The sequence below is a fragment of the Arenibacterium sp. CAU 1754 genome (assembly GCF_054482635.1).
The window spans coordinates 72,059-95,228 of sequence record NZ_JBTLRG010000004.1 but is presented as its reverse complement, the minus strand read 5'-3'; the positions used below and the strand labels follow the sequence as shown (position 1 = coordinate 95,228).

The 23,170-nt window shown below is 62.2% G+C and carries 23 protein-coding genes; 5 read left to right on the top strand and 18 right to left on the bottom strand.

Features of this window, described 5'->3' with window-relative positions:
- Positions 1–72 precede the first annotated feature (72 nt).
- Positions 73–3,120, top strand: a complete 3,048-nt coding sequence (locus tag ACXYMO_RS15105) for a cyclic nucleotide-binding domain-containing protein (RefSeq protein WP_458879563.1) — start codon at positions 73–75, stop codon at positions 3,118–3,120.
- A gap of 86 nt (positions 3,121–3,206) precedes the next feature.
- Here ACXYMO_RS15105 and ACXYMO_RS15100 read toward each other — a convergent pair whose 3' ends face one another.
- From ACXYMO_RS15100 to ACXYMO_RS15035, 14 genes are all read right to left on the bottom strand, one after another.
- Positions 3,207–4,658 (bottom strand): amidase, encoded by a 1,452-nt coding sequence (locus tag ACXYMO_RS15100; protein WP_458879562.1) that lies wholly within the window; start codon positions 4,656–4,658, stop codon positions 3,207–3,209.
- The gene (locus tag ACXYMO_RS15095) at positions 4,655–4,984 is read right to left on the bottom strand and encodes an ArsR/SmtB family transcription factor (protein WP_458879561.1); all 330 of its coding nucleotides are present in this window, start codon (positions 4,982–4,984) and stop codon (positions 4,655–4,657) included. The genes ACXYMO_RS15100 and ACXYMO_RS15095 overlap by 4 nt, the downstream gene beginning before the upstream one ends.
- Before the next feature lie 62 nt (positions 4,985–5,046).
- The gene (locus ACXYMO_RS15090; protein WP_458879560.1) at positions 5,047–6,279 is read right to left on the bottom strand and encodes a mandelate racemase/muconate lactonizing enzyme family protein; all 1,233 of its coding nucleotides are present in this window, start codon (positions 6,277–6,279) and stop codon (positions 5,047–5,049) included.
- Between the two features lie 104 nt (positions 6,280–6,383).
- A complete protein-coding gene (locus ACXYMO_RS15085; protein WP_458879559.1) occupies positions 6,384–7,472 on the bottom strand; it encodes a Zn-dependent alcohol dehydrogenase in 1,089 nt (362 codons plus the stop codon).
- An 85-nt stretch (positions 7,473–7,557) separates the two neighbouring features.
- A complete protein-coding gene (locus tag ACXYMO_RS15080; RefSeq protein WP_458879839.1) occupies positions 7,558–8,760 on the bottom strand; it encodes a TCR/Tet family MFS transporter in 1,203 nt (400 codons plus the stop codon).
- 17 nt (positions 8,761–8,777) lie between these two features.
- Positions 8,778–10,121 carry a class-II fumarase/aspartase family protein gene (locus tag ACXYMO_RS15075; protein ID WP_458879558.1) on the bottom strand — a complete coding sequence of 448 codons (1,344 nt, stop codon included), beginning with the start codon at positions 10,119–10,121 and terminating at the stop codon, positions 8,778–8,780.
- Complete coding sequence (locus ACXYMO_RS15070) at positions 10,121–10,834, bottom strand: alpha/beta fold hydrolase (protein WP_458879557.1); 714 nt, start codon at positions 10,832–10,834, stop codon at positions 10,121–10,123. Before ACXYMO_RS15070 ends, ACXYMO_RS15075 begins: the two co-directional genes overlap by 1 nt.
- A complete protein-coding gene (gene pcaG, locus ACXYMO_RS15065) occupies positions 10,834–11,400 on the bottom strand; it encodes a protocatechuate 3,4-dioxygenase subunit alpha (protein ID WP_458879556.1) in 567 nt (188 codons plus the stop codon). The genes ACXYMO_RS15070 and pcaG overlap by 1 nt, the downstream gene beginning before the upstream one ends.
- Before the next feature lies 1 nt (position 11,401).
- A complete protein-coding gene (gene pcaH, locus ACXYMO_RS15060; protein ID WP_458879555.1) occupies positions 11,402–12,112 on the bottom strand; it encodes a protocatechuate 3,4-dioxygenase subunit beta in 711 nt (236 codons plus the stop codon).
- Positions 12,109–12,489 (bottom strand): 4-carboxymuconolactone decarboxylase, encoded by a 381-nt coding sequence (gene pcaC, locus ACXYMO_RS15055; protein WP_458879554.1) that lies wholly within the window; start codon positions 12,487–12,489, stop codon positions 12,109–12,111. Before pcaC ends, pcaH begins: the two co-directional genes overlap by 4 nt.
- Complete coding sequence (gene pcaD / locus ACXYMO_RS15050) at positions 12,482–13,270, bottom strand: 3-oxoadipate enol-lactonase (protein WP_458879553.1); 789 nt, start codon at positions 13,268–13,270, stop codon at positions 12,482–12,484. Before pcaD ends, pcaC begins: the two co-directional genes overlap by 8 nt.
- A gap of 85 nt (positions 13,271–13,355) precedes the next feature.
- Positions 13,356–14,552, bottom strand: a complete 1,197-nt coding sequence (locus ACXYMO_RS15045; RefSeq protein ID WP_458879552.1) for an endonuclease/exonuclease/phosphatase family protein — start codon at positions 14,550–14,552, stop codon at positions 13,356–13,358.
- A 5-nt stretch (positions 14,553–14,557) separates the two neighbouring features.
- The gene (locus ACXYMO_RS15040; RefSeq protein ID WP_458879551.1) at positions 14,558–15,538 is read right to left on the bottom strand and encodes a threonine ammonia-lyase; all 981 of its coding nucleotides are present in this window, start codon (positions 15,536–15,538) and stop codon (positions 14,558–14,560) included.
- Between the two features lie 72 nt (positions 15,539–15,610).
- On the bottom strand, positions 15,611–16,297 hold the full coding sequence (locus ACXYMO_RS15035) for a haloacid dehalogenase type II (protein WP_458879550.1): 687 nt from the start codon (positions 16,295–16,297) through the stop codon (positions 15,611–15,613).
- Positions 16,298–16,508: 211 nt separating this feature from the next.
- Here ACXYMO_RS15035 and ACXYMO_RS15030 point away from each other — a divergent pair, with 211 nt between their 5' ends.
- A complete protein-coding gene (locus ACXYMO_RS15030) occupies positions 16,509–16,943 on the top strand; it encodes an FKBP-type peptidyl-prolyl cis-trans isomerase (protein WP_458879549.1) in 435 nt (144 codons plus the stop codon).
- Positions 16,944–17,115: 172 nt separating this feature from the next.
- Here ACXYMO_RS15030 and ACXYMO_RS15025 read toward each other — a convergent pair whose 3' ends face one another.
- The 4 genes from ACXYMO_RS15025 to fabA form a co-directional block, all read right to left on the bottom strand.
- Positions 17,116–17,328: a hypothetical protein gene (locus ACXYMO_RS15025; protein ID WP_458879548.1), complete on the bottom strand. Its 213-nt coding sequence runs from the start codon at positions 17,326–17,328 to the stop codon at positions 17,116–17,118.
- Positions 17,329–17,429: 101 nt separating this feature from the next.
- A complete protein-coding gene (locus tag ACXYMO_RS15020) occupies positions 17,430–18,221 on the bottom strand; it encodes an enoyl-ACP reductase FabI (protein WP_458879547.1) in 792 nt (263 codons plus the stop codon).
- A gap of 8 nt (positions 18,222–18,229) precedes the next feature.
- Positions 18,230–19,459, bottom strand: a complete 1,230-nt coding sequence (fabB, locus tag ACXYMO_RS15015) for a beta-ketoacyl-ACP synthase I (RefSeq protein WP_458879546.1) — start codon at positions 19,457–19,459, stop codon at positions 18,230–18,232.
- Positions 19,460–19,498: 39 nt separating this feature from the next.
- A complete protein-coding gene (gene fabA / locus ACXYMO_RS15010) occupies positions 19,499–20,011 on the bottom strand; it encodes a bifunctional 3-hydroxydecanoyl-ACP dehydratase/trans-2-decenoyl-ACP isomerase (protein WP_458879545.1) in 513 nt (170 codons plus the stop codon).
- Between the two features lie 187 nt (positions 20,012–20,198).
- Between fabA and irrA the strand changes: the two genes are divergently transcribed.
- The 3 genes from irrA (at position 20,199) to ACXYMO_RS14995 (ending at position 23,165) form a co-directional block, all read left to right on the top strand.
- Positions 20,199–20,615: an iron response transcriptional regulator IrrA gene (irrA, locus tag ACXYMO_RS15005; protein ID WP_458879544.1), complete on the top strand. Its 417-nt coding sequence runs from the start codon at positions 20,199–20,201 to the stop codon at positions 20,613–20,615.
- Between the two features lie 68 nt (positions 20,616–20,683).
- Complete coding sequence (locus tag ACXYMO_RS15000) at positions 20,684–21,478, top strand: phytanoyl-CoA dioxygenase family protein (RefSeq protein WP_458879543.1); 795 nt, start codon at positions 20,684–20,686, stop codon at positions 21,476–21,478.
- A 133-nt stretch (positions 21,479–21,611) separates the two neighbouring features.
- Complete coding sequence (locus ACXYMO_RS14995) at positions 21,612–23,165, top strand: trimethylamine methyltransferase family protein (protein WP_458879542.1); 1,554 nt, start codon at positions 21,612–21,614, stop codon at positions 23,163–23,165.
- Positions 23,166–23,170: the final 5 nt, after the last annotated feature.

Below are 23,170 nucleotides of genomic sequence, written 5' to 3'. Positions count from 1 at the left end.
ATGTTAGCGTTTGATTATACTGGCTTTGCCTTGCTAGGCTGGTGATGTGCAGGCGCCTCTCGAAAGCGGCGCATGCCGTTGATCGATACACATAATTTTCGGAACTTTCTCATAGAACGCACTCTTTTCCGCTTCATCTGGAAATATTCCAAACGCGATCAGCTTGTTTTGCTGGTGGTCACCGCGGTGTTGTTCCCGCTGCTCTATCTCACACTCGAACTGCCCAAACGCATCATCAACGATGCCATCGGCGCGCAATCCTCGGAAATAGAATTTGCCGGATACCAGGTCGATCAGGTGACCTATCTGGGTATTCTCTGCATCGCGTTTCTGTTGTCTGTTCTGGCCCACGGGCTGGTCAAGATGCGCATCAATACGATGAAAGGCGTCTTGTCCGAGCGGATGCTGCGGCGGTTTCGCTATCAGCTGATCTCGCGTGTTCTGCGCTTTCCACAGCCCTATTTCGAACGGGTCAGCCAGGGCGAACTGGTGTCGATGATAACGGCCGAAAGCGAACCCATGGGCGGTCTCATGGGCGACGCTATCAGCCAGCCGGTGCTTCAGGCGGGGCAGATGCTGACGATCCTGGGGTTCCTGTTCCTGCAAAGCTTCTGGTTCGGCGTCGCCGCCTGTGCCCTTATTCCGCTTCAGGCCTGGCTGATCCCGAAACTTCAACGGCAGATCAACCTGCTGAACAAGAAACGCATACAGGAGGTCCGCATTCTGGCCGCCGAAATCGGCGAAAATGCGGCGGGGGTTTCCGCGATTCGCGCCAGCGGCGGTTGGCGCTATCGCATGGCGGTGATCACCGACCAGCTGGGCCGCCTGTTCAATATCCGCTTCGAGATATACCAGAAGAAATTCTTCATGAAGTTTCTCAACAACTTCATCTCGCAGCTGACCCCGTTCTTTTTCTTTTCCATCGGCGGATACCTCGTTCTTCAGGGAAGTGTCTCTCTGGGCGCCCTGGTCGCGGCGCTGGCGGCCTACAAGGACCTCAGCTCGCCCTGGAAGGAATTGCTGGCCTATTACAACCAGACGCAGGACATGGCCCTGCGCTGGGAGGTGATCACCGAACGCTTTGCACCCCCCGGTATCATGGACGAAACCCTGTTCGAGGATGAGCCCGAAGACCTGCCACATCTGACCGGCGATATCGTTCTCGATCACGTGACGGTGCGCGATGCGGATGGCAACGCCGTTCTTGAGGATTTGAATGCCTCCTTCCCGGCGGGCAAGGAGATCGGCATCACCGCGCCCAGCTCCGAGGACCGGCGCGCGCTGGGCGAGCTCCTCACGCGCGAGGTTCTGCCGGCCGCAGGCACGGTCCGTATCGGCGATCAGGACCTGAAAATGCTGCATCACGCGGTGATCGCGGCGCGCATCGGCCACGCATCGTCCCGGCCAATGTTCTTCAGGGGCACCTTCGGCGACAACGTCATGATGCCGATCCGCCGCTGCCCGATTGCGGGCGAGGGCGAAACGCCCTTTGCGCGCGAGGCGTTTCTGGCTGGAAACAGCCCCGATCCGCTGAGCGCCAATTGGCAGGATCCGAGTGCCGCCGGTTTCGAAACCGCCGAGGAACTGCGCAGCTGGTGGCTGCGCCTGATCGAAGGGATGGGGCCGGGCAATGCCCTGTTTCGCCGTGTCCTGGATCAACGGTTTGATGCGGATCAGCATCCGCAGCTGGCCCGCGCCCTGGTGGGTCTGCGCCCCGCCGTCAGAGAGGCGGTGGCCGCGGCCGGGCTGGACCGACATGTTCATCCGCTTGATCCCGAACTTTACAATCCTTCGCTGCCGGTGGCCGAAAACCTGCTGTTTGCCGCCCCGCGCCAACCCATCACGCCTGAGCTTTTGGCGTCGCAGGGGGAATTCCTGACCCAGTTGCGGGTGCTCAAACTGGACAAGGCCCTGGTGGCCCTGACCCAGGACGTGACCGACATGTTGCGCCAGATTTTTGGTCTGGACGGCACCGACCATCCGCTGTTTCGCAATCTCGGACTTGACGTGAAAACCTATGAAACGACGCTGGCCCTTGTTGAGAAAACCCGCAAGAGCGGCGCAGCCGAGCTCAGCGAAATCGACATGGGCCACCTGTTGGCGGTGCCGTTCCGGATTTCCGCCGACCAGATTGGCCCGGCCTTTCCCGAAGACATCAAGACCCGCATCCTGGAACTGCGCAAAACGCACGCGCCGGCGCTGCTGGAAAGTCTGGGGGACCTGTTCGTGCCGCTGGACAAGGGGGCTTTTGTCCCGGGTATGACTGTTCTGGAAAACGCGCTGTTCGGTAAGATTTCGCAGGATGCAGGCGGGCGCGTCGATGATCTGCGCAAGACGGTCGCCGAGGTGCTGATCGAAGGCGGCGCGCAGGAACTGGTCGTGCAGCTGATCTATGACCTGCCCATTGCCCTGTCGGGGGCCAACCTGTCGCCCACCTTTGCCGAACCGCTGTCCTTTTCCCGCGCCACGATCAAACGCCCCGACATCGTGATCCTGGATCAGGTGTTTGACAGCTACAGTCGCAGAACCCAAGTGGCAGTGAAGGAAAACCTGCGCAAGCTGATGCCCGAGGCGACCTTGATCTATATGCGCGAAAACTTTGACCCGGAGGACGAATTCGATGCCACATTCGAAATGCAAAGGGGCCGTATCGTGACCGAGGACATGGGTGAGGCTGCCGGAGAAGATGGCATGGCCAGCGCCGACCTGGCGCGCAAGCTGCGCGCGCTGGAACAGACAGACCTGTTTTCGGGGCTGAACCGCAAGCAGTTGCGACTGCTGGCCTTTGGCGCGCGCTGGTACGAGGCCCCGGCGGGTGAGGTCGTGTTCCGAAAGGACGACGCGCCGACCGATGGCGCCTATATGATCCTCGAAGGAGAGGCGGGTCTTTACCTGCCCAAGGACGGCGCCGCGGATCAGTTGATCGCCAGAGTTGGTGCCGGGACGCTGGTCGGGGAACTGGGCCTAATCCGCAACGAGCCGCGCGCCCTGACCATGGTGGCCGACAGCGACATAAAATGCCTGCGTATCGGTGCCAGCGAGTTTCTGGCCGTGGTGGAAAACGATGCCGCCACCGCGTTCAAGCTTTTGCAGGTGGTGGCGGGATACGTGTCGAATTGATCTGACGCCGCACGGACTGCGCGGGCAGGACCGGGGGCTGCCTGTCCCCGGACCCCCGGGAGTTTTTCTGGCAAGATGAAAAGGTGTCAGTGACGCCGGATCGGATCGATGGGCGTGGCGGGCAGGTCCAGCGCGTCTTCGACGAAGCGGGCGACCTGCAAAAGCCGGGCCTCGCCGCGCGGTGGGCCGATCAACTGCAGCCCGACCGGCAGGCCTGCGTCGGTGAAACCGGCAGGCATGGCCAGTGCGGGCAGGAGGGTTGTGGTGGCCAGAAAGGAAAACCGCAGCCAGTCCTCGTAAGTGCCGATCTCGCGCCCGTCGACGAGGCGGGGGTATTCCTGCGCGACGTCGATCGGGGCGATGCCGACCACGGGGATGGCCAGCACGTCATACCCGTCCAGAAACTGACGCATGATATCGTAGAGCTGGCTGCGCCGGGGAATCGCGTTGAAAAGATCCTCGGTGCTGACGTTCAGGCCGTAGTCGACGTTGTCCTTTAGGCGCGGGCCGAATGTGGCCTGCACATGGTCGGGCAGGCGGGCGACCACGGCACCGTAATGCATGCCGCGCAGGGCCATGTAGGTATCGTTCAGGTAAGGCAGGTCGGGGCAGGCCTCGGTCACCTCGGCTCCGGCGCGGGCCACGGTGTTCATCGCGCTGCGAAGAACGTCGCGGATTTCGCGTTCGACGGCAGCGAACCCATTCTGATCCTCGCTGAAGGCGATGCGCGGTGCGCGGGGCAGTTGATCGACCGCAGTCTGGAAGGGGGTGGCGGGTGCGTCGAGGCTGATCGGCATGCGCGGGTCCCATCCGGTCATGGCATCGAGAAACAGGGCGAGATCGCGCACGTCCCGGGCCATCGGCCCCTGCAACCCTTCGGTCAGAAAGGCGGCCGCGCCGGGTCCGCCGCCACAGCGACCCGGCGAGGGGCGCAGGCCCAGAACCCCGCAATGTGCCGCAGGCGTGCGCAGAGAGCCCATCAGATCGGACCCGTGGCTGAGCCACACTTCGCCCGTGGCAAGGGATACCGCCGCGCCCCCGGAAGAGCCACCGGCATTCATCCGGGTGTCCCAGGGGTTGCGCGTTGCGCCAAAGACGGGATTGGTCGAATTGCCGCCCGCGCCAAATTCGGGTGTATTTGTCTTGCCCATGACCAGCGCGCCGCGATGTTCCAGAATATCGACCAGCGGATCACTGGTTTCGGGCACAAAATCCGCCAGCGCGAGATTGCCATAGGTCGTGCGCACGCCGGCCACGGCGTTGAGATCCTTGATCCCGATGGGCAGGCCTGCCAGCCAACCGGGATTTTGTTCATTGGTCTGCGCATGGGCCGCCAAATCACCAATCGCCGCGCGGGCCCGGTCGATACAGGTGGTAGGCATGGCGTTCACGTCAGGTTCGACCTGCGCGATCCGCGTGGCCGAGGCCGCGACAACGTCGGCAGGCTCCAGATCACCGCTGCGCAGGCGCGAAACGATCTCGCGCGCGGGGAGCGCGCAAAGGTCAGGCCCTGAAAACGTCGCGGACGGGCGGTTCATTTACTGTTGCAAAACAGAGAATAGAGCATCCCGATCATTTGCTCGGTTTTTTCGTCGGCAAGCGAATAGTAAACGGTCTTCCCGTCGCGGCGCGTCTTGACCAAGCCTTCATCCCGCAGCCGCGCCAGCATCTGGCTGACGGCGGCCTGCCGGATATCAAGAAGGTCCTCGAGCGCGCCGACCGATTTTTCGCTGCTGCCGAGGTGGCACAGGATCATCAGACGTCCTTCGTGGGCCAGCGCCTTGAGATAGGAGGCGGCCTCGGTTGCGCGCTCGGCCATATCCACTGGGGTTTCCGGGGCAAGTGCGGCGTCAATTTGGTTCATCAAATACGTCGTCCCTAAGAATAATCAGAGATAGGATATCATGCCCAATCGGGCGGCTTTTGTCACCCCTTTGACGGGGGGGCACCCCCCTGGAATGCGTTTCCGTTGACGTAATCGCAGGGGGGCTCCTGCATTTCAAGATGCAAAGAGCCGCCAAGATAGGGGTGCGCGCGGGCCAGGTCTTCGTCCACATCAATGCCCAGTCCGGGGGCATCGGGCGGGGTAATGAACCCGTTTTCGACCCGGATCGACCCCTTGATCAGCGCGTCATGAAACGGCGTTTCGATGGTTTCGGCCATCAGCAGGTTCGGAATTGCGGCGGCCAGCTGGATGTTGGCGGCCCATTCCACGGGGCCGGCATAAAGATGCGGGGCCAGCTGCGCGTTATACACCTCGGCCAGGGTGGCGATCTTCTTGGCCTCCCATATTCCGCCCGCGCGCCCAAGCGCCGGCTGCAGGATGCTGGCCGCGCCTTCGCGCAGGATCGGGGCAAATTCGGCCTTGGTCGTCAACCGCTCGCCCGTTGCCACGGGGATGGCCACGGCGCGGGCCACCTGCGCCATCTGGGCGACGCTGTCGGGCGGCACCGGTTCTTCGAACCACAGCGGGGTGTAGGGCTCCAACGCGCGGCCCAGCCGGATGGCCCCTGCGGTGGTGAACTGTCCGTGGGTGCCGAACAGCAGGTCGGCCTTGTCACCGACCGCCTCGCGGATTGCCCTGCAAAAGGCGACCGAGCTCGAAATATCGCTCATGGCCGGCATATGGCCCCCGCGCATCGTGTAGGGGCCGGCGGGGTCGAATTTCACCGCCGTGTACCCCTTGGCTACCATTGCGGCGGCGCATTCCGCGGCCATGTCCGGCGAGACCCAGAAATCGTCCATTTCATGATGGGGGAGGGGGTAGAGATAGGTATAGGCGCGAATGCGGTCATTCATCCGCCCCCCGATCAGCGCGTGCACCGGGCGGTCGCGATCCTTGCCCAAGATGTCCCAACAGGCGATCTCGAGACCTGAAAACGCGCCCATGACCGTCAGGTCCGGACGTTGCGTGAACCCCGAGGAATAGGCGCGGCGGAACATCAGTTCGATGTTTTCCGGGTTTTCGCCCTGCATGTGGCGGGCAAAGACATCTTCGATCACGGCGCGCATGGCGTCCGGCCCGACCGAGGACGCATAGCATTCGCCCCAGCCGGTGATGCCGGTATCGGTGGTCACCTTGACCAGGATCCAATACCGCCCGCCCCATCCCGGCGCAGGCGGGGCCGTCACGATGATGTCGAGGTCCTGCAGCTTCATGATGGTCTCCCTGGGATAACGGGGCGGGACTGGCCCGCCCGGCAAAGGATGCTATCCGGGCTGCAAGGTTGCAACCGGGATTGCAGGGATGCGGCCGGACCGGGTTAGCGGTTGAACAGGATCACATTGCGCTTGGCCGCGCCGCCCAGCGTATCCTCGATCGCCTCGTTGATCTGTTCCAGCTCCCAACGGCCCGAAATCAGCTCATCCAGTTTCAGGCGACCTTGTTTATAGAGGTCGATCATCCAGGGAATGTCGCGTTTGATCACCACGTTGCCCATTTTCGAGCCGATGAACCCCTGGCCCTGATCGGCCATGTTCAGCGGCGAGAATGACGATTGCGTATCGCCGTGGGGCATACCGACCATGATCACGTTGCCGCTGGCCGCCAGGTATCGGGGGGCCTGGTCGTAAACCTGTGCGACGCCCACGGTGACCAGAACCGCGTCCGCGCCCCGGCCCAAAATCTGTTTTACCTTTCTCCAGGGCTTGGCATCCTTGGCCGAAACAACATCGGTCGCGCCGAATTCGCGGGCGACGTCCAGCTTTTCGTCCAGCATATCCACCGCCACGATGCGCCGCGCCCCGGCGATGCGCGCGCCCTGAATCGCATTCAGACCCACGCCGCCGGCGCCGATCACCACAACGTCCTGACCGACACGGATGCCCGAGGCATTCACGGCCGCGCCGACCCCGGTGATCACGCCGCAGGAAATGAGCGAGGCGACATCCTTGGCAATGTCATCCGGGATTTTGACGATCTGGCTTTGATCCACGACCACCTTTTCGGCGAAGGCGCCACAGGCCATCGCCTGCAGCATTGCCCCGCCATCCTTGGTTTTCAGCGGCCCCTTGGTACCATCACGCGGCGTTTCGCAGGTGGTCAGATGCCCCGAGTAGCAGGATGGGCAATGTCCACAGGCCCGGATCAGGGTGACGCAGACACTGTCGCCCAGTTCGAACTCATGCACACCGTCGCCCAAGGCGGTGATGCGGCCTGCGGCCTCGTGGCCGTAAACGGCGGGCAACGCGCCGCCAAATCCGCCCTGCTGGAACGAAATGTCCGAATGGCAGATGGCCACTGCATCCAGTTCCACCTCGACCTCGCCCATCATGGGATCGTCCAGAAGAACCTCCTCAATGACCAATGGTTTCCCGAACGCGTGGCACACGGCCGCCTTGATGGTTTGCATGGTTTTCTCCCTAACGGTTTTGGCGAACGTTACCGGGATACACGCCATTCGCAAGTGCGAAACGAAATTCTGCTTGGCGGAATTTTCACGCGTTTCGGAACACCCGCAGGAACACCAGCAACCCGGCCACGACCAGCAGCATCGCCAGGACAAAGGGCGCGCCCGGAAAGTGAACAGGCGCCGTGGGGGCGGTGAATGCCGAAAACACCGTTGTCATCATCATGGGTGACACAACTGTCGCCAGCGCTGCCATGCTGGTCAGGATGCCCTGCAATTCGCCCTGCGCATCGTCATCGACCCGCTGAGACATGATGCCCTGCAAGGCTGGCGTTGCGATGCTGCCCAATGCGGCCACGGGCGTCAGAAACAAGGCCAGCGTGCCATCGGTGACAATGGCAATCGCCCCACAGGCCAGCATGTCGAAAACAAACCCGTAAACGACCGTGCGCGCATCCCCGACCCGGACCAGCATGAACCGGATCAGAACGGTCTGCACGATGGCGGATGAAATGCCATACACGGCTAGGGACAGGCCGATGATCTGCGGGCTCCACCCGAACTGCGCCTGGGTGAAATAGGCCCAGATGACAGGATAGACATACAAGGCCACCGAATAGATGAAATAAACCAGAAGAAGCGGCCGGATGCCCGGCATATGTGCCATGTTGCCGAAGGCCGCGAGCGGGTTGGCGCGCGCCCAGCGAAACGGGCGGCGGATGCGATCGGTGACCGTTTCTTTCAGGACGAACAGGCCCAGCGTGAAATTCAGCGCCGATAACGCGGCGGCGGCATAAAATGGCGCCCGGGTGCCGTATTCGCCCAAGACCCCACCCAGCAACGGGCCCAGTACAAACCCGATGCCATATCCCGCGCCGATCAGCGCAAAATTGGCCGATTTTTCGCCGGGTTTGGAGATGTCGGCCATATAGGCACTGGCGGTTGCATGGGTGGCGGCGGTGATCCCGCCGACGATACGCCCGGCCAGCAACAGCCAGATCGACCCGGCCACGGCCATCACAAGGTAATCCAGCGCCATCACGCACAGCGAGACCAGCAACACGGGGCGGCGCCCGAACCGGTCCGACAGGTTGCCGATCAACGGCCCGACCGCAAATTGCATGACGGCGAAAACGGTGGTCAGAACACCCCCCCAAAGGGCCGCGTTCGACAGGGTGCCGCCATGCACCTCGCGGATCAAATCGGGCATGATCGGCATGATCAGCCCAACGCCCATCGAGTCGAGAACGACTGTCATCAGGATGAACAGAACCGGCAGACGCAAGGCAATTATCCTGTCTGACGCGCCTAGCCGGGCGCTGGGTGCCTGTCGCGCACGGTTTGGGCAAACCGCCGCGCCTCGGCCGGGGCATGACCCATCTGATGAGATGGGTCAAACAGCATTGCGGCGTCAAGGTCGGGATATTCCAGCATCACAAGATCGCGCAGGGGCGTTTGCTTTTCCTGCGCCGCGCGGCACAGCGCCTTGACCGCGGCCTGCGCCTCGGGGCGCGGCAGGGTTTCTGCCAGCGCAAAGCTGAGTGCCTCGGCGTGGATCATGCCCAGCTGTCCTTCAAGCGCGTCCATCATGGCCGCGGGTTGCGGGGCCAATGCCTGGCACAGCGGCAGCGCCGCCTGTGTCGAGGCGGCGGCCCCCAGAACGATCTGAGGCAGGCACATCCATTCGGTGAACCAGGCCGCCCCGTCCCGCTGATGTCGCGGCATCGCCGCCCCCTGCAACACGCTGTGCAACCCCGCCGACTGGCGCGCCAGCGCAACTAGGACCGACGGCCCAACCGGGTTCTGTTTCTGCGGCATGGTCGAAGACGCCCCCGCGCCCCCGAGGCTCAGTTCATTGATGCCACTTTGAACCAGTTCGGTGGCATCCTCGCCCAGCTTACCCAGGGCAAGCGAGACCCGCACCATCCAGTCTGCAATGCGCAATATCGGCGTGCGATCGCTGTGCCAGCTACGTCCGGGGTCGCTCAGGCCCAGCGCCTCGGCTATCGCGGCGCGTGTGTCCGTCGCTTGGGGACCAAGAGCCGAAGAGGTGCCCGCAGCGCCAGACAGGGACACCAAAAGGCAGGCGCCACGCAACGCGGGCAATTCCCCTATCAACCCCAACAGCGGCGCGCCCCACCCGGCCACAACGGCCCCGAAACTGGTGGGCGTGGCGTGTTGGCCATAGGTGCGTGCCGCCATTGGCAGATCGGCGTGGGTTTCGGCCAGATTGGCCAGCGCGCGCAGAATTTGGCCCAGATCATCCTCGATCAGCATCAGCGCCTGGCGCAGGCGCAGCATTAGCCCGGTGTCCGAAATATCCTGGGACGTGGCGCCCCAATGCACGAATTGCGCGTGTTCCGGTGCGCTCATCTCTGCGCGAAAGGCCGATACCAGCGCCGGGACGCTCACGCCGTTTGTTCCCGTGGCCTTGGCCATCACGCCAGGGTCGACCTGAACCTCCATCGCGGCGCGCGAAATCGCGGCGGCGCTGAGGTCGGGGATCACACCCAGGGTCCCTTGTGCCTTGGCGAGCGCCCCTTCGACCAGCAGCATGGCGCGGATTTCCGCAGCATCCGTGAACAACCGGCCCGCGGCACCGGTGGGGAAAAGCCGGCCATAGAGCGTGCTGTCAAATACCGATCCGGCCATTATGCGCGCTCGGCAATCTGGCCCAGAAGGTCGGCCAGACCATCGGGATCGGACAGGAATGGCGAATGCGATGTAGGCATTTCATAGACCCTGTCGCGCGGCCAGTCGGCGACCATTTCGGCCTGATATTCGGGCGGAATGGTCTGATCGTCTGTGCAGCGAATATAGGATTTGGGCACTGACGCGTAGCGCTCGGTTACGGTCAGTGGCGTCGATTGCGGTTTGATGGCCTGCGGACACAGGCGCGGCACCGCATAGGCGACGGCCTCGGGCGAGCAATCGTTGTAAAACAGGTTGGGTGCCTGTTCGGGATCGATAGACATGGTGATGCCATCGGGGTTTCGGATCACTGCTGGCAGGATCGGCTGACGTTTGGAGCGTTTGCGCATGTCCACCATCGACAGGCCCGAAATCGGCACATAGGCGCATAGGTAAATCAGCGCAAGCATGGCTGTCGGGTCGGTTTCGGCGGCCGCGCTGATTGGGTAGCCGCCCCAGGAATGGCCGACAATCACCGTCTCCGGAGTCGAGGCCGAAAGGATCGCATCGGCGCAGCCCTGCAATGTCGCCTCGCTGGCCGGGGTGGGATCATCGCCATTGGCGGGCAGGTCGATGGCCCGTGCGGTATGCCCCCGCGCCGTGAGCGCGGGGATCAGGTCACGCCAGCACCACGCACCGTGGCATGACCCATGGATCAGAAGAAAATCGGCCATCAGATATCCAGAAAGATGGTTTCGCCTTCACCTTGCAGGCGGATATCGAAGCGATACTGCCCGTCGCCGGTTTTCTTGGCGATCAGGGTCGGGACGCGGTTCTGATGTTCGATCCGGTTCAGCAGTGGATCGCCTGAATGGTCGTCGCCTTCGAAATAGATGCGCGTCTGAAGGCCGATATTGATGCCGCGCGCCACCAGCCACAGGGCGATGTGCGGGGCTTGCCCGCCGACCGAACCTGGCTTGACGGTGTCGAGCGTCCACTCGCCCGTTGTCTGGTCCGACGGGATCCGGCACCAGCCCTGCGTGCCGGGCCCGAAATTGCCATCGCCGTCCGGTTGCCAGCTTTCGATCAGCACATCGCGCAGCGCCGTGCCCGTGCCGTCATAGACCACGCCGGTGATGGCGATCCGTTCGCCCGGCGCATCGTCGGGAAAGGCGCGCAGCCCCAGGTCTTCGGAGTAAATCCCCTCGATCCCGGCAAAGTTGGGGGTGCAGCCGATATGCACGTAAGGGCCCGCCGTTTGCGATGCGCTTTCGGTCAGGTAATCCAGTTTCTGTACCATCTTACATCCCCTCCATCTTGTTTTCGAACATGGTCTGGCGCGATCCGCGCAGCACGATGTCGAACTTGTAGGCCAGCGCATCCAGCGGCAGGGCGGTGTTCATGTCCAGTGGCGCAACCAGACGGTCGATGGCCACCTGATCGGGGATGGTATTCACGATCGGGCAAAGCGGGATCAGCGGATCGCCCTCGAAATACATCTGGGTGATCAAGCGCTGGCCAAAGCTGTGCCCGAAGACCGAGAAGTGGATGTGCATCGGCCGCCAGTCATTGGGGCCGTTCGGCCAGGGATAGGCCCCGGGCCGGATGGTGAGAAATTCGTATGACCCATCCTCACCCGTGATGGTGCGCCCGCAACCGCCGAAATTGGGGTCCAGCGGCGCAAGATAGCTGTCCTTCTTGTGGCGATACCGGCCACCGGCGTTGGCGTGCCAGATTTCGATCAGGGCATTCGGCACGGGGCGCGCGTTTTCGTCGAGCAACCGGCCATGCACGATGATGCGTTCGCCGATCGCAGGCTGACCGGTGTAGTTGAGGATCAGGTTGTTGTCTGTTTCGCCCAGCATGTTGTGACCGAAGGTCGGGCCATTCTGCTCGGTCGGTGTGGCGGACATGGAAATCAGCGAACGGTTGGGGCTGCGCGGGACGCTTGATTTGTATCCGGGTGCATAGGCAACCGGGTGCGCTGCGCGATTGCGTGGCAGCAATGTCATGTATCTTCCTCCATTTCGGAAAAGGTCGCCTTGGCCAGTTTGATGGCGTGGTTCGCCTTTGGCACTCCGGCATAGATGGCGACGTGCTGGAACACTTCCATAATGTCGCGCTGGGTGGCTCCCGTTCGCGCGCAAGCCCTGATGTGCATTGGAATTTCTTCGAAGTTTCCCATGGCCGCCAGCAAGGCCAGTGTCAGCATGGATCGTTCGCGCCGCGTGATCGCGTCGCTGGCCCAGACAGTTCCCCAGGCGCCTTCCGTAATCAGCGTCTGAAACGGCGTGTCAAAGCTGGTCTTGGCCGCCTCGGCGCGGTCGACATGCGTATCGCCCAGAACCTCGCGGCGTACCTTCATGCCCAGTTCCCATGAGTCAGACATGGCCAATCTCCTTCAGGAACCCGCTGAGGACGGCGGCATATTCCTCGGGGCGCTCGACACAGGGCAGATGCCCCGCCTTGCGGACCAGGTGGAATTGCGAGCCGGGGATCAGATCGACGGTTTCGCGCACCAGGTCGGGCGGTGTCGCGCCATCCTCGTCCCCCGCGATGCCGAGGGCGGGCAGGCGCAGGCCGCTGGTCGGGGTATAGAAATCGGTTCCGGAAATCGCGGCCGAGCACCCCGCATAGCCCTGCGCCGGCTGGCGCACCAGCATGTTCCGCCAAAGGGTCAGGTCGGGGGTCTTCAGAAACGCCTTGCTGAACCAGCGCTCCATCACCGCATCGGCCATGCTTTCGATCCCGTCGCGGTTGGTGATCTCGATCCGCTCGGCCCACATTTCGGGCGTGCCGATCTTGGCGCCGGTGTTGGACAGAACGATGGCGCGCACCATGTCCAGCCGCTTGATCGCCAGCCCCTGTGCGATCATGCCGCCGATCGACAGACCCACGAACACACAGTCGCGCACGTTTAAATGGTCCAGCAAGCCTTCGACATCGCGCACCAGCGCACCCATCGCATAGGGGGGCGGCGGCAGCGAGGACAACCCGTGCCCGCGCTTGTCGTAGCGGATGAATTTCAGCCCCTTGGGCAACAGCGGCAGCACCGCGTCCCAAAGGCGGAGGTCGGTTCCAAGAGAGTTCGCAAAAACAACCGGCGCGCCGTCCGGATCGCCGTCGATCCGATAGTGCAGCTGCACGTCACCCAGATCTGCAATGTGCATGAAAACTCCCCCAGAATTTTTCTGTGCCTATCTAGCGCGCGGCGTGCCGAAAGGTAAAGCATCCGGCCCCGGTTTTTGCCGGGCGTCAATCCTGCCCGATCCGCATGTGTGCCATGATCTGACCGTGGTCCGAGGCCAGCTTGTTATAGGGCGCTTCGGGGTGGCTGCCGTCGGTCAGGTGGTCGTTGAGCACGCTGTAGTATTCCATCTCGCCGATGGCGCGGTGGTATTCGGGCAGGAAATGCCGGGACATGTAAATCTGGTCGATGCTTTCATAAATCCCACCAAAGGCCGCAGTATACACCATGTCGCGCAGCGATTTGCGCACGAACATCTTTTCCGCCGAATGCAGGCGCACGCGTTCGACCGCCTCGGTGATCTGTTTGTTCTCTTCCTTGGAATACCGGTCATTCGGGTGCTTGGCATCATGGCGCAGCATCCAGGAATAGTTGTGAAACGGCACCTCGCCGCTGATGATTTCGCTGCTGACCGCATGTTCACCGTCGTTGAAGTCACCCAGCACCATGACCGGATGACCGCGGTCCAGTTCGGCCAGTATCTCGCGTCGCAGAACCCAGGCCTCGGCCATCCGCCTGAGGGCGGATCGCAACGCCCCCATTGCCCGGCCCGCAGGATTATAAGCCGTCAGGACAGCCTCGGGCGCAAAGGGCGCACCGGCAGGGCGAATGAATTCTCCCAGCTTTGATTTCAGGTGGCAGTTGAACACGCTGACCACGTGATCCCCCACGGGAATGCGCGTCAGCAGGATCGGGCGGGACATCCGCGTGATGGTGTAATGTCCCGCACTGTGTTCGCCACCGAGGGACGACATCGGGATGTTCAGCGGCTCCTCAAGATCCTGCAACACGCGGGGCGGCTCGGCAAATCCGAACCGTGACAGGGTGGCCAGGCCCGGGCGACGCTGCCCCGGTTCGCCATCGGACGCATTGGGCGCAAAGGCCAGTTCCGCGCCGGTATAGGGGGTATAGGACAGTTTCCGGAAAATCGCCTTTTTGTGATAGCGTTTGGACGAATCCGGCACCGTGGCCTCATTCGCGGCAATGCCGCGCCGGTCGGTTTCTGTAATCACCTGGCGCAGGGCGTCTTCTTCGAAAATCTCCTGAAAGCAGACGATGTCGGAATCCAGCGTCAAAAGCTGATCGGCCATCCAGTCCTGTTTCCAGGTGAACTCCTCGGGGGTGTAGGTCTGAAACTTGTAATATTCCTCGTCCGCGCCAATCAGGTTCTTGACGTTGAAACTGGCAATCGTGAACCGGGTCATCCCGCTTACTCCTCTGCGTATTTTTCCAGGGCCATCCGGAACACGGCGCTGTCGACGTTCCCGCCCGAGGCAACGGCGATCACGGCCTCGCCCTCGACCTGGTCGCCATGAAAGAGCGCCGCCGCCAACCCGACGGCGCCGCCTGGTTCCAGCACGATTTTCAACCGCAAGAACGCCAGGGCCATGGCCTGTAACGCCTCGTCATCGGTGACCGCCAATCCGGGTCCGCACAAACGCTGCATGATTGGAAAGGTCAGTTTGCCCGGCTGCGGCGTGACGATTGCATCGCACAGCGATCCGGTCATGCGAGCGTTGCGCTCAATACCGCCAGAGGACAGGGACCGGGCCACATCGTCAAACCCTTCCGGCTCGACCGGGCGCACGCGCATATCGGGCGCGCGCGACTCCAGCGCCAGCGCGATGCCTGCTGTCAGGCCACCGCCGCCGCAGCAGACCAGGACATCGCCTGCGGTCACGCCCTCTTTGGTGGCCTGTTCTGCGATTTCCAGCCCGACCGAGGCTTGCCCGGCGATCACCAGCGGTTCGTCATAAGGTTTGATGAGGGTCAGACCGCGGTCCGCGGCAAGTTTCGCGCCGATTTCATCGCGGTCTTCCGTGGCACGATCATAGAGTATGACCTCAGCCCCCAGCGCACGGGTGTTGGCGATCTTTAGCTTGGGCGCGTCGGACGGCATCACGATCACCGCCGAGGTGCCATGGCGCGCCGCGGCCATCGCGACGCCCTGCGCGTGGTTACCGCTGGAAAACGCGATGACCCCGCGCGCCCGCACCTCCGGGTCCAGCGCCGAAAGCGCCGACCACGCGCCGCGAAACTTGAAACTGCCCGTATGTTGCAGGCACTCGGGTTTCACCAGAACCTGCCGCCCGGCGATCTCATCCAGAAACGGTGAACTCAAAAGCGGTGTGCGCCGCGCGTGTCCTTCAAGCCGCGCGGCCGCGGCTTCGATCATTTCCAGAGTGCTCATGTGGTATCCCGTTTTGTCCGGTGTTGTGTGTTCCGAACAATTGGTAGACCACGCACCGGGACGAGGCCAGCCTTACAATCCGGCCTGTTTCGGGATGGTCGTCAAATCCGACAGGACGGTTTGCGGTGTCCAGGGCAGCCGGTCCATCGGTTCACCCGCGCGGTTGACCCAGGCCGTGGTAAACCCGTACCCCGCTGCAGCCGCCGCATCCCATCCGTTGGAGGACACGAACAACACCTCGTCCGGGGCACATTTGAACCGCGCGCCAACAAGGTCGTACACCCGCCGGTCCGGTTTGAATATGCCCACGCTTTCGACCGACAATACATCGTCCAGCACGTCCCCGATGCCGGCCGATTGAACGGCCCCGTCCAGCATCGCAGGGGACCCGTTCGACAGGATGGCCGTCTGCAAACCACCTGCCTTCAGCGCGGCCAGCATGGCGGGCACCTCGGGATAGGCCTGCAATTCCCAGTAGAGATCCAGCAACCGCTGTCGCAGCGCGGGGTCGCCATCAAGCCCTGTCGCCTCAAGCGCCCAGTCCAGACCGTTCTGCGTGACCTCCCAGAAATCCGTGTGCGCATCGGCCACCGCGCGCAGCCAGCTGTATTGCAACTGTTTCAGCCGCCAGTGATTGGCAACCTGAACCCACTTGTCCCTGAGCGCCGGGAAATCCGGTGCTTCGGCGGCCTGCCGCGCGGCGGCGGCGACATCGAACAACGTCCCATAGGCATCAAAGACACAGACACTGATCGGCATGGGAGGGCCCCCTGTTTTCCCCTGTTCGTCTGGACCCTGACACAGGCAATCCCGCCGCGAAACCCTTATCGCAGGACTGGAGGGCCACGCGTCACCGCCGGTGGTCAGCTTTACCTTTTGCGGCTCGATTGCTAAACTGACCGCTCAAAAGCACCCGCGCCGATACGCGGCCTTTTTCAAACTCACCCATAAATTTTCAGATTGGATACCCATGACCCAGGTCAAAACCGGCGATACCGTGCGGATTCACTATACAGGCACCCTGCTTGACGGCTCTACCTTCGACACGTCCGAAGGGCGCGATCCGCTGCAGTTTCAGGTTGGGTCCGGCCAGATCATTCCCGGTCTTGACGTGGCGCTGCCGGGCATGGCGGTCGGGGATAAAAAGACCGTGAACGTGCCCTGCGATCAGGCCTATGGCCCGATCAATCCGGGGATGCGCCAGGCCGTGCCGCGCGACGCTATTCCCGACAACATCCCGCTGGAACTGGGCACACAGCTGCAGATGCAGACCACCGAAGGGCAGGTCATGCCGGTCACGGTGGTCGATGTGGCCGAGGCCGAGGTCACATTGGACGCCAACCATCCACTGGCGGGGCAGGACCTTGTCTTTGCGATTGAACTGATGGGCATCGACCCTGCCTGAGGGCCGGGAACGACAAAATTCAACAAGGGCCTGGCATTGGCGCGGTCCTTGTTCCACCTGAAATTGAACTGGGCGGGTATTTCGCTGCCATGTCGGTCATATACCGGCCCGCACTCTCTCTGGCCCGGTATGCGATACACCGGGTCAGGCAGTTCGGAAAAGCCTTGCGCCTTTAGTTGTTCGATGTGCCGCTGGCTGATCCGCCAGCAGGCTCATTACCCAGAAATTGCTGGATACGGTCCTTGAATACCGGTTGTGTCAAAATAACCAAAAGGATCATCAAAAGTGCAACCATGGCCACACCACGTAACAATACCCGAAGCGTCGCCTGGCGCCGCCGGGGAATGCGCAATTCTTCTTCTGTAGGAACATCAAGATGCGTCATGGGATCACAATGACACCATACTGTGGCAGAGCAATGGCAAATTCAGAAAAAATGATCCGCTGGCGGGAAATTGCCAACGGATTTGTCGTCCTGAAGTTGTGTCAGAGAAAATCGGGCTGGGGCATGCCCAGAACGTGATACCCGCCGTCCACGCGGATGATTTCGCCCGTGGTACAGGCGCCCGCATCTGATGCAAGGTAAACCGCTGTTCCGCCGACCGCTTCCAGCGTTGCATTGCTGCGCAGAGGGGCGTTCTGGCCGGTGTGCTTGTATGTCTTGCGCGCCCCGCCAATGGCCGCCCCTGCGAGCGTTTTCATCGGACCCGGCGAAATCGCGTTGACCCGGATACCGTCCGGCCCCAGGTCATTGGCCAGATATCGCGTCGCCGCCTCAAGCGCGGCCTTGGCCACCCCCATGACGTTATAGTTGGGCACGACGCGGTTGGAGCCCTGATAGGTCAGTGTGATCAGGGTGCCGCCCTTCTCTTCCATCATCGGATGCGCGCGGCGCGCGATTTCGATGAAGGAATAGGCGCTGATATCCATGGAGTTCTTGAAATTCGCGCGGCTGGTGTTCAGGAACCGGCCGGTCAGTTCGGACTTGTCCGAAAAGGCGATCGCATGGACGACAAAATCGATTGTCGGCCAGCGTGCGGCCAGTTGATCGAATGCGGTGTCGAGCGAGGCATCGTCGGTGACATCGACATCAACCATGAAATCGGATCCGACGCTGGCCGCCAGTGGTTTCAGGCGCGAGCCGAATGCCTCGCCCTGGTAGGTGAACGCCAGCTCCGCGCCCGCTTCGTGCATGGCCTTGGCGATGCCCCAGGCGATCGAGCGTTCATTGGCGACGCCCATGATCAGGCCGCGCTGTCCCTTGAGTTGATCCGACATTCTTTGCGTTACCCGTTGTACTTGGAAAGGATCATCGACCCGTTCGTTCCGCCAAAACCAAAGGAATTGGTCATGACACTGTCCAGACCTGCATTCTCGACTTTTTCCAGCGCGATTTCCGAAGGATCCAGTGCCGGGTCCAGCGTTTCGACATTGATCGAGCGCGCGATGAAATCATTGTCCAGCATCAGCAGGCTGAAGATCGCCTCAAGCGCCCCTGCCGCGCCTTGCGCGTGGCCGGTCATCGACTTGGTCGAGCTGATCGGCGGGGTACTGCCCTGGCCGAACACGCGGCGCACGGCCTCGACCTCGCCCACGTCGCCGACCGGGGTGCTGGTGCCATGCGCGTTGATATATCCGACCTTGCGCCCCTCGGGCAGGGTGGACAGGGCCAGGCGCATGGCGCGTTCGCCGCCCTCACCGGACGGGGCCACCATGTCATGGCCGTCCGACGTGGCGGCATAGCCGGTGACCTCGGCATAGATCTTGGCACCGCGTGCCTTGGCGTGTGCCAGTTCTTCCAGCACGACGATACCGCCGCCGCCTGAAATCACGAACCCGTCGCGATTGGCGTCAAACGCACGGCTGGCCGTTGCGGGGGCGTCGTTGTACTTGCTGCTCATCGCGCCCATCGCGTCGAACAGGCAGGACAGGGTCCAGTCGAGTTCTTCGCCGCCACCGGCGAACATCACATCCTGTTTGCCCAACATGATCTGTTCAGCGGCATTGCCGATGCAATGCAGGCTGGTCGAGCAAGCCGAGGTGATCGAATAGTTGATGCCCTTGATCTTGAAGGCCGTCGCAAGGTTCGCACTGATGGTCGAAGACATGCATTTGGGCACGGCAAAGGGGCCGATCCGCTTTGTCGCACCGGTCTTCAGCACGACCTGATGCGCGGCCAGCATGGCCGAGGTGGAGGGGCCGCCGGACCCGGCCACAAGTCCGGTGCGCGGGTTGACGATGTCGGACTCATCCAGCCCCGCATCGGCAATCGCCTCGCTCATCGCGATATGGGCATAGGCGGCGCCCGGTCCCATGAAGCGCAAGGTGCGCTTGTCGACATGCTCGGCCACGTCGATCTTGAGCGTGCCGGCTACCTGACTGCGAAAGCCGTGTTCGGTCATTTCCGGGCTGGCTTCGATCCCGCTGGTCCCGGCCTGCAATGACGCCAGAACCTCGTCCCGGTTGTTTCCGATGGACGAGACAATGCCCAGCCCTGTGACTACGACGCGGCGCATCGGCACTCTCCTTGTTGGTGGCACCCAGGTTTCAGGTGATCAGGCATCGGCCGCGGCCAAGCCCACCTTCATGTCCTTTACGGAATAAATCTCTTCGCCGTCCGCGACAACCCGTCCATCTGCAACACCGATCTTCAATTTGCGGTCGATGACGCGCGTCAAGTCGACGTAATACGTCAGCATCTTGCGGTCGGGTTTCACCATGCCGGTCAGTTTGACCTCTCCCACGCCCAAGGCCATGCCTTGGCCGAGCATCCCGCGCCAGCCCAGGTTGAAGCCGGTCAGCTGCCACAGACCGTCCAGACCCAGACAGCCGGGCATGATCGGGTTCCCGGGAAAGTGGCATTTGAAGAACCACAGGTCCGGGTGAATATCGAATTCGGCCACAACGTGCCCCTTGCCGTGGCTGCCGCCATCGGCGCTGATCTCGGTAATCCGGTCCATCATCAGCATCGGAGGTTCGGGCAATTGCGCGTTCCCGGGGCCGAAAAGTTCGCCACGGGCGCATTTCAGCAATCCCTCTTTGTCAAAGCTGCTGGGGTAATGGGCCATTCGGGCGCGTCTCCTGCCTGGTTCACTGCTGCATTTTCTTTTGTCTATCATCGCGTTGGCGTGTCCTGCAAGGGTGGGCGGACGCGTTCGGATTGACCCAACCGCAGGCTGTTGCAAATGAAATTCATTTGAAACCATGCCGCAATGCGCCCTATATATGGGGGTAACCCGGAATGAGAGACCCGCAATGACGCCGAACACGACCGACACCGCGACCAAATGGCTGGGCACTGCTGGCCTGCGCCCGACCCGTCAGCGCGTGGCCCTGGCCGAACTTTTGGTGGGTGACGGGCAACACCGCCACGTCACGGCTGAAAGCCTGTTTGACTCTGCCCGCACCACCGGCGCGTCGGTGTCTCTGGCCACGGTCTACAACACCCTGCGCGCCTTTTGCGAGGCGGGGTTATTGCAAGAGGTGACGGTGGACGGATCAAAAAGCTATTTTGACACCAACACCCACGATCACCCGCATTTCTACTGGGAAGATGACGGACGGCTAACAGATGCCGCATCCGATCAACTGATCATCACCAACCTGCCCGATGCGCCCGAAGGAGCCGAGATCGCATCGGTCGACGTGGTGATCCGACTGCGCCGCAAGTAACCCGGCACCGCGATGTTGCACTGGTGCGCCGCCCCGGCCATTGTGGGGCGACTTTGCCGAGGTGAACCATGACCCATTCCCTGATTTCACAAGACGACCTAGCGACCTATGCGGCCGATGGCGTCGTTCTGATCCGCGGCCTGTTCGCCGATCACGTGGACCGTTTGCGCGACGGCGTGGCGCAGAACATGGCGGACCCGGGTCCCTATGCCTCGGAGAACAAGCGCGCGGGTGAAACCGGCCGGTTCTTTGACGATTACTGCAACTGGACCCGCATCCCCGTCTTCGAAGAGGTGATCCGCCAGTCGCCCGCCGCCGAGGTCGCCGCGGATCTGATGGGATCGGACAGCGTACAGATGTTTCATGACCATGTTCTGGTCAAGGAACCCGGCACCTCGATGGCCACGCCCTGGCATCAGGACAGTCCCTATTATTTCGTGCAGGGGCGACAGACCGTCAGCTTCTGGTCGCCGCTGGACCCGGTGCGCCATGCCACGCTGCGCTGTGTCGCCGGATCGCACCGCTGGCCGCGCGAGGTGTTGCCGACGCGCTGGGCGTCCGAGACGGAGTTCTTTGATCAAGGCGACTACATGCCCGTGCCGGACCCCGATGCCGAAGGCATGCGGATTGTCGAATTCGACATGGAACCGGGTGATGCGGTCGCGTTTGATTTCCGCACCCTGCACGGTGCCCGCGGCAATCAGAGCGACACGCGGAGGCGCGCATTTTCGCTGCGCCTTGTGGGCGACGACGCGCGATATGTTCAGCGCCCCGGGCCAACCTCGCCGCCCTATCCCGGGCATGGCATGCAACCGGGTGACCGCCTGCGCGAAGACTGGTTCCCGGTCATCTTTTCCCGCTAGGGCAGAGAAAAATTCCGTGGATGCCGGCACCTGCGCCCCAACATAGGGATGTCGTGTTCTGACAGCGAAATTTCGGAAACCGGGACGATCCGGACGTGTTTCGCGCGAATACTAGGGCGAAAGGGAGACGCCCATGGAAAACACGCAAAAGGCCCGAGGCCGTTCCGGGGGGCGGGCCGCCCGACGCACATTGCGCACAGCGACGGATTTCACCATGCTGCCGGGTCTGCGGCGAAACCTGCCCCTGTGCGAAGTCATGGATGGCGCGCAGGTCGAGCGTATCGACAATGCCTCGATGGATATTCTGGAAAACGTAGGCGTGCAGTTTCGCGATCCCATTGCGTTGGAGGATTGGAAACGCGCCGGTGCCCGGGTTGATGGCGAACGCGTTATCCTCGACCGGGCGCTTGTGCGCGAGCTGATCGCGACCATCCCGTCACAGTTCACGTATCACGCGCGCAACCCGGAGAAGAACGTCGCCCTTGGCGGGAACCAGTCGATATTCGTGCCGATGACCGGCGCGCCCTACCTGCGCGATCTGGACGATGTGCGGCGCAACCCGACGCTGGACGATCTGGCGATGTTCCACAAACTCAGCCATATGCTGCCCGCGCTGCATTCCTCGGCCCATCACATTGTCGAACCCTATGATCACCCGATCAGCCAGCGCCATCTGCGTATCACGTATTCGTCGATGAAACATTCCGACAAGACATTCATGGGCATGACCACCAGCCCGAAGAATGCCGAGGACGTGATGGAAATGTGCGCGATCCTGTTTGGCGAGGATTTTCTGGAGACGCACCCCGTCACCACGGGAAATTGCAACGGAAACTCTCCGTTGGTCTGGGACGAAACGATGCTGGGGGCGATGCGGGCCTTTTGCCGGCGCAACCAGCCTGTTCTGTGCTCGCCCTTCGTGCTGGGCGGGGCGAACACGCCCGCCAGCGTGCCTGCAACGGTTGCCCAGTTGAACGCCGAGGCCCTGTCGGCGCTTGCCTACACACAGGTCATTCGCCGGGGCTGTCCGGCGATTTACGGCCATTACCTGTCAACCGTGTCGATGCGGTCGGGGGCGCCGATGGCGGGGACGCCCGAAATCAGCCTGATGAATTTCATGATCGGTCAGATGGCGCGGTATTACGATGTGCCCTGGCGGACCTCGAACACACTGGGCGGGGCCAAGACGTTCGATGCCCAGGCCGGGTACGAGTCGGCGACGACCCTGTCGGCGGTGCTCCATGCCGGGGCGAATTACATCTGGCATTCCGCAGGCTGGAACGAGGCGGGGATGCATTGCTCGACCGCGAAATTCATCGTCGATGCCGAACAATGCGCCATGGGGCACCGCATGGCCGAAGGTGTGAAATGGGATGATTTCGAGGCCGCGCTGGCGGCTGTTCCGGACGTGGGGCCGGGCGGGCATTATCTGGGCCATCCGCATACGCAGGATAATTTCCAGACCGCGTTCTTCATGCCCGAAATGTTCGACAACAACTCGATCGAACAATGGATCGCAGAGGGGGCGCAAGAGATCACCCAACGCGCACTGGAACATGCCCGCCACCTTTTGAACGTCTACGAAGAACCAAAGCTGGACCAAGGCCGGAACGAGGCATTGCTTGACTATATCGCCCGCCGGGAACGGGAAATTCCGGCTGCGGACGCTTTGAACGACGAATATTGACCGGC

Excerpts from the sequence above, each read along its gene's own strand:
- ACXYMO_RS15025 (WP_458879548.1), bottom strand. The coding sequence starts at position 17,328 with ATGACGCATCTTGATGTTCCTACAGAAGAAGAATTGCGCATTCCCCGG.
- ACXYMO_RS15035 (WP_458879550.1), bottom strand. The coding sequence starts at position 16,297 with ATGCCGATCAGTGTCTGTGTCTTTGATGCCTATGGGACGTTGTTCGAT.
- ACXYMO_RS15020 (WP_458879547.1), bottom strand. The coding sequence starts at position 18,221 with ATGTCGGATCAACTCAAGGGACAGCGCGGCCTGATCATGGGCGTCGCC.
- ACXYMO_RS15100 (WP_458879562.1), bottom strand. The coding sequence starts at position 4,658 with ATGAACCGCCCGTCCGCGACGTTTTCAGGGCCTGACCTTTGCGCGCTC.
- fabB (WP_458879546.1), bottom strand. The coding sequence starts at position 19,459 with ATGCGCCGCGTCGTAGTCACAGGGCTGGGCATTGTCTCGTCCATCGGA.
- pcaH (WP_458879555.1), bottom strand. The coding sequence starts at position 12,112 with ATGACATTGCTGCCACGCAATCGCGCAGCGCACCCGGTTGCCTATGCA.
- ACXYMO_RS15085 (WP_458879559.1), bottom strand. The coding sequence starts at position 7,472 with ATGCAAACCATCAAGGCGGCCGTGTGCCACGCGTTCGGGAAACCATTG.
- pcaD (WP_458879553.1), bottom strand. The coding sequence starts at position 13,270 with ATGCACATTGCAGATCTGGGTGACGTGCAGCTGCACTATCGGATCGAC.
- ACXYMO_RS15000 (WP_458879543.1), top strand. The coding sequence starts at position 20,684 with ATGACCCATTCCCTGATTTCACAAGACGACCTAGCGACCTATGCGGCC.
- pcaC (WP_458879554.1), bottom strand. The coding sequence starts at position 12,489 with ATGTCTGACTCATGGGAACTGGGCATGAAGGTACGCCGCGAGGTTCTG.
- ACXYMO_RS15075 (WP_458879558.1), bottom strand. The coding sequence starts at position 10,121 with ATGGCCGGATCGGTATTTGACAGCACGCTCTATGGCCGGCTTTTCCCC.
- ACXYMO_RS15090 (WP_458879560.1), bottom strand. The coding sequence starts at position 6,279 with ATGAAGCTGCAGGACCTCGACATCATCGTGACGGCCCCGCCTGCGCCG.
- ACXYMO_RS14995 (WP_458879542.1), top strand. The coding sequence starts at position 21,612 with ATGGAAAACACGCAAAAGGCCCGAGGCCGTTCCGGGGGGCGGGCCGCC.
- ACXYMO_RS15040 (WP_458879551.1), bottom strand. The coding sequence starts at position 15,538 with ATGAGCACTCTGGAAATGATCGAAGCCGCGGCCGCGCGGCTTGAAGGA.
- ACXYMO_RS15070 (WP_458879557.1), bottom strand. The coding sequence starts at position 10,834 with ATGGCCGATTTTCTTCTGATCCATGGGTCATGCCACGGTGCGTGGTGC.
- pcaG (WP_458879556.1), bottom strand. The coding sequence starts at position 11,400 with ATGGTACAGAAACTGGATTACCTGACCGAAAGCGCATCGCAAACGGCG.
- ACXYMO_RS15095 (WP_458879561.1), bottom strand. The coding sequence starts at position 4,984 with ATGAACCAAATTGACGCCGCACTTGCCCCGGAAACCCCAGTGGATATG.
- ACXYMO_RS15030 (WP_458879549.1), top strand. The coding sequence starts at position 16,509 with ATGACCCAGGTCAAAACCGGCGATACCGTGCGGATTCACTATACAGGC.
- irrA (WP_458879544.1), top strand. The coding sequence starts at position 20,199 with ATGACGCCGAACACGACCGACACCGCGACCAAATGGCTGGGCACTGCT.
- ACXYMO_RS15105 (WP_458879563.1), top strand. The coding sequence starts at position 73 with ATGCCGTTGATCGATACACATAATTTTCGGAACTTTCTCATAGAACGC.
- ACXYMO_RS15045 (WP_458879552.1), bottom strand. The coding sequence starts at position 14,552 with ATGACCCGGTTCACGATTGCCAGTTTCAACGTCAAGAACCTGATTGGC.
- fabA (WP_458879545.1), bottom strand. The coding sequence starts at position 20,011 with ATGGCCCATTACCCCAGCAGCTTTGACAAAGAGGGATTGCTGAAATGC.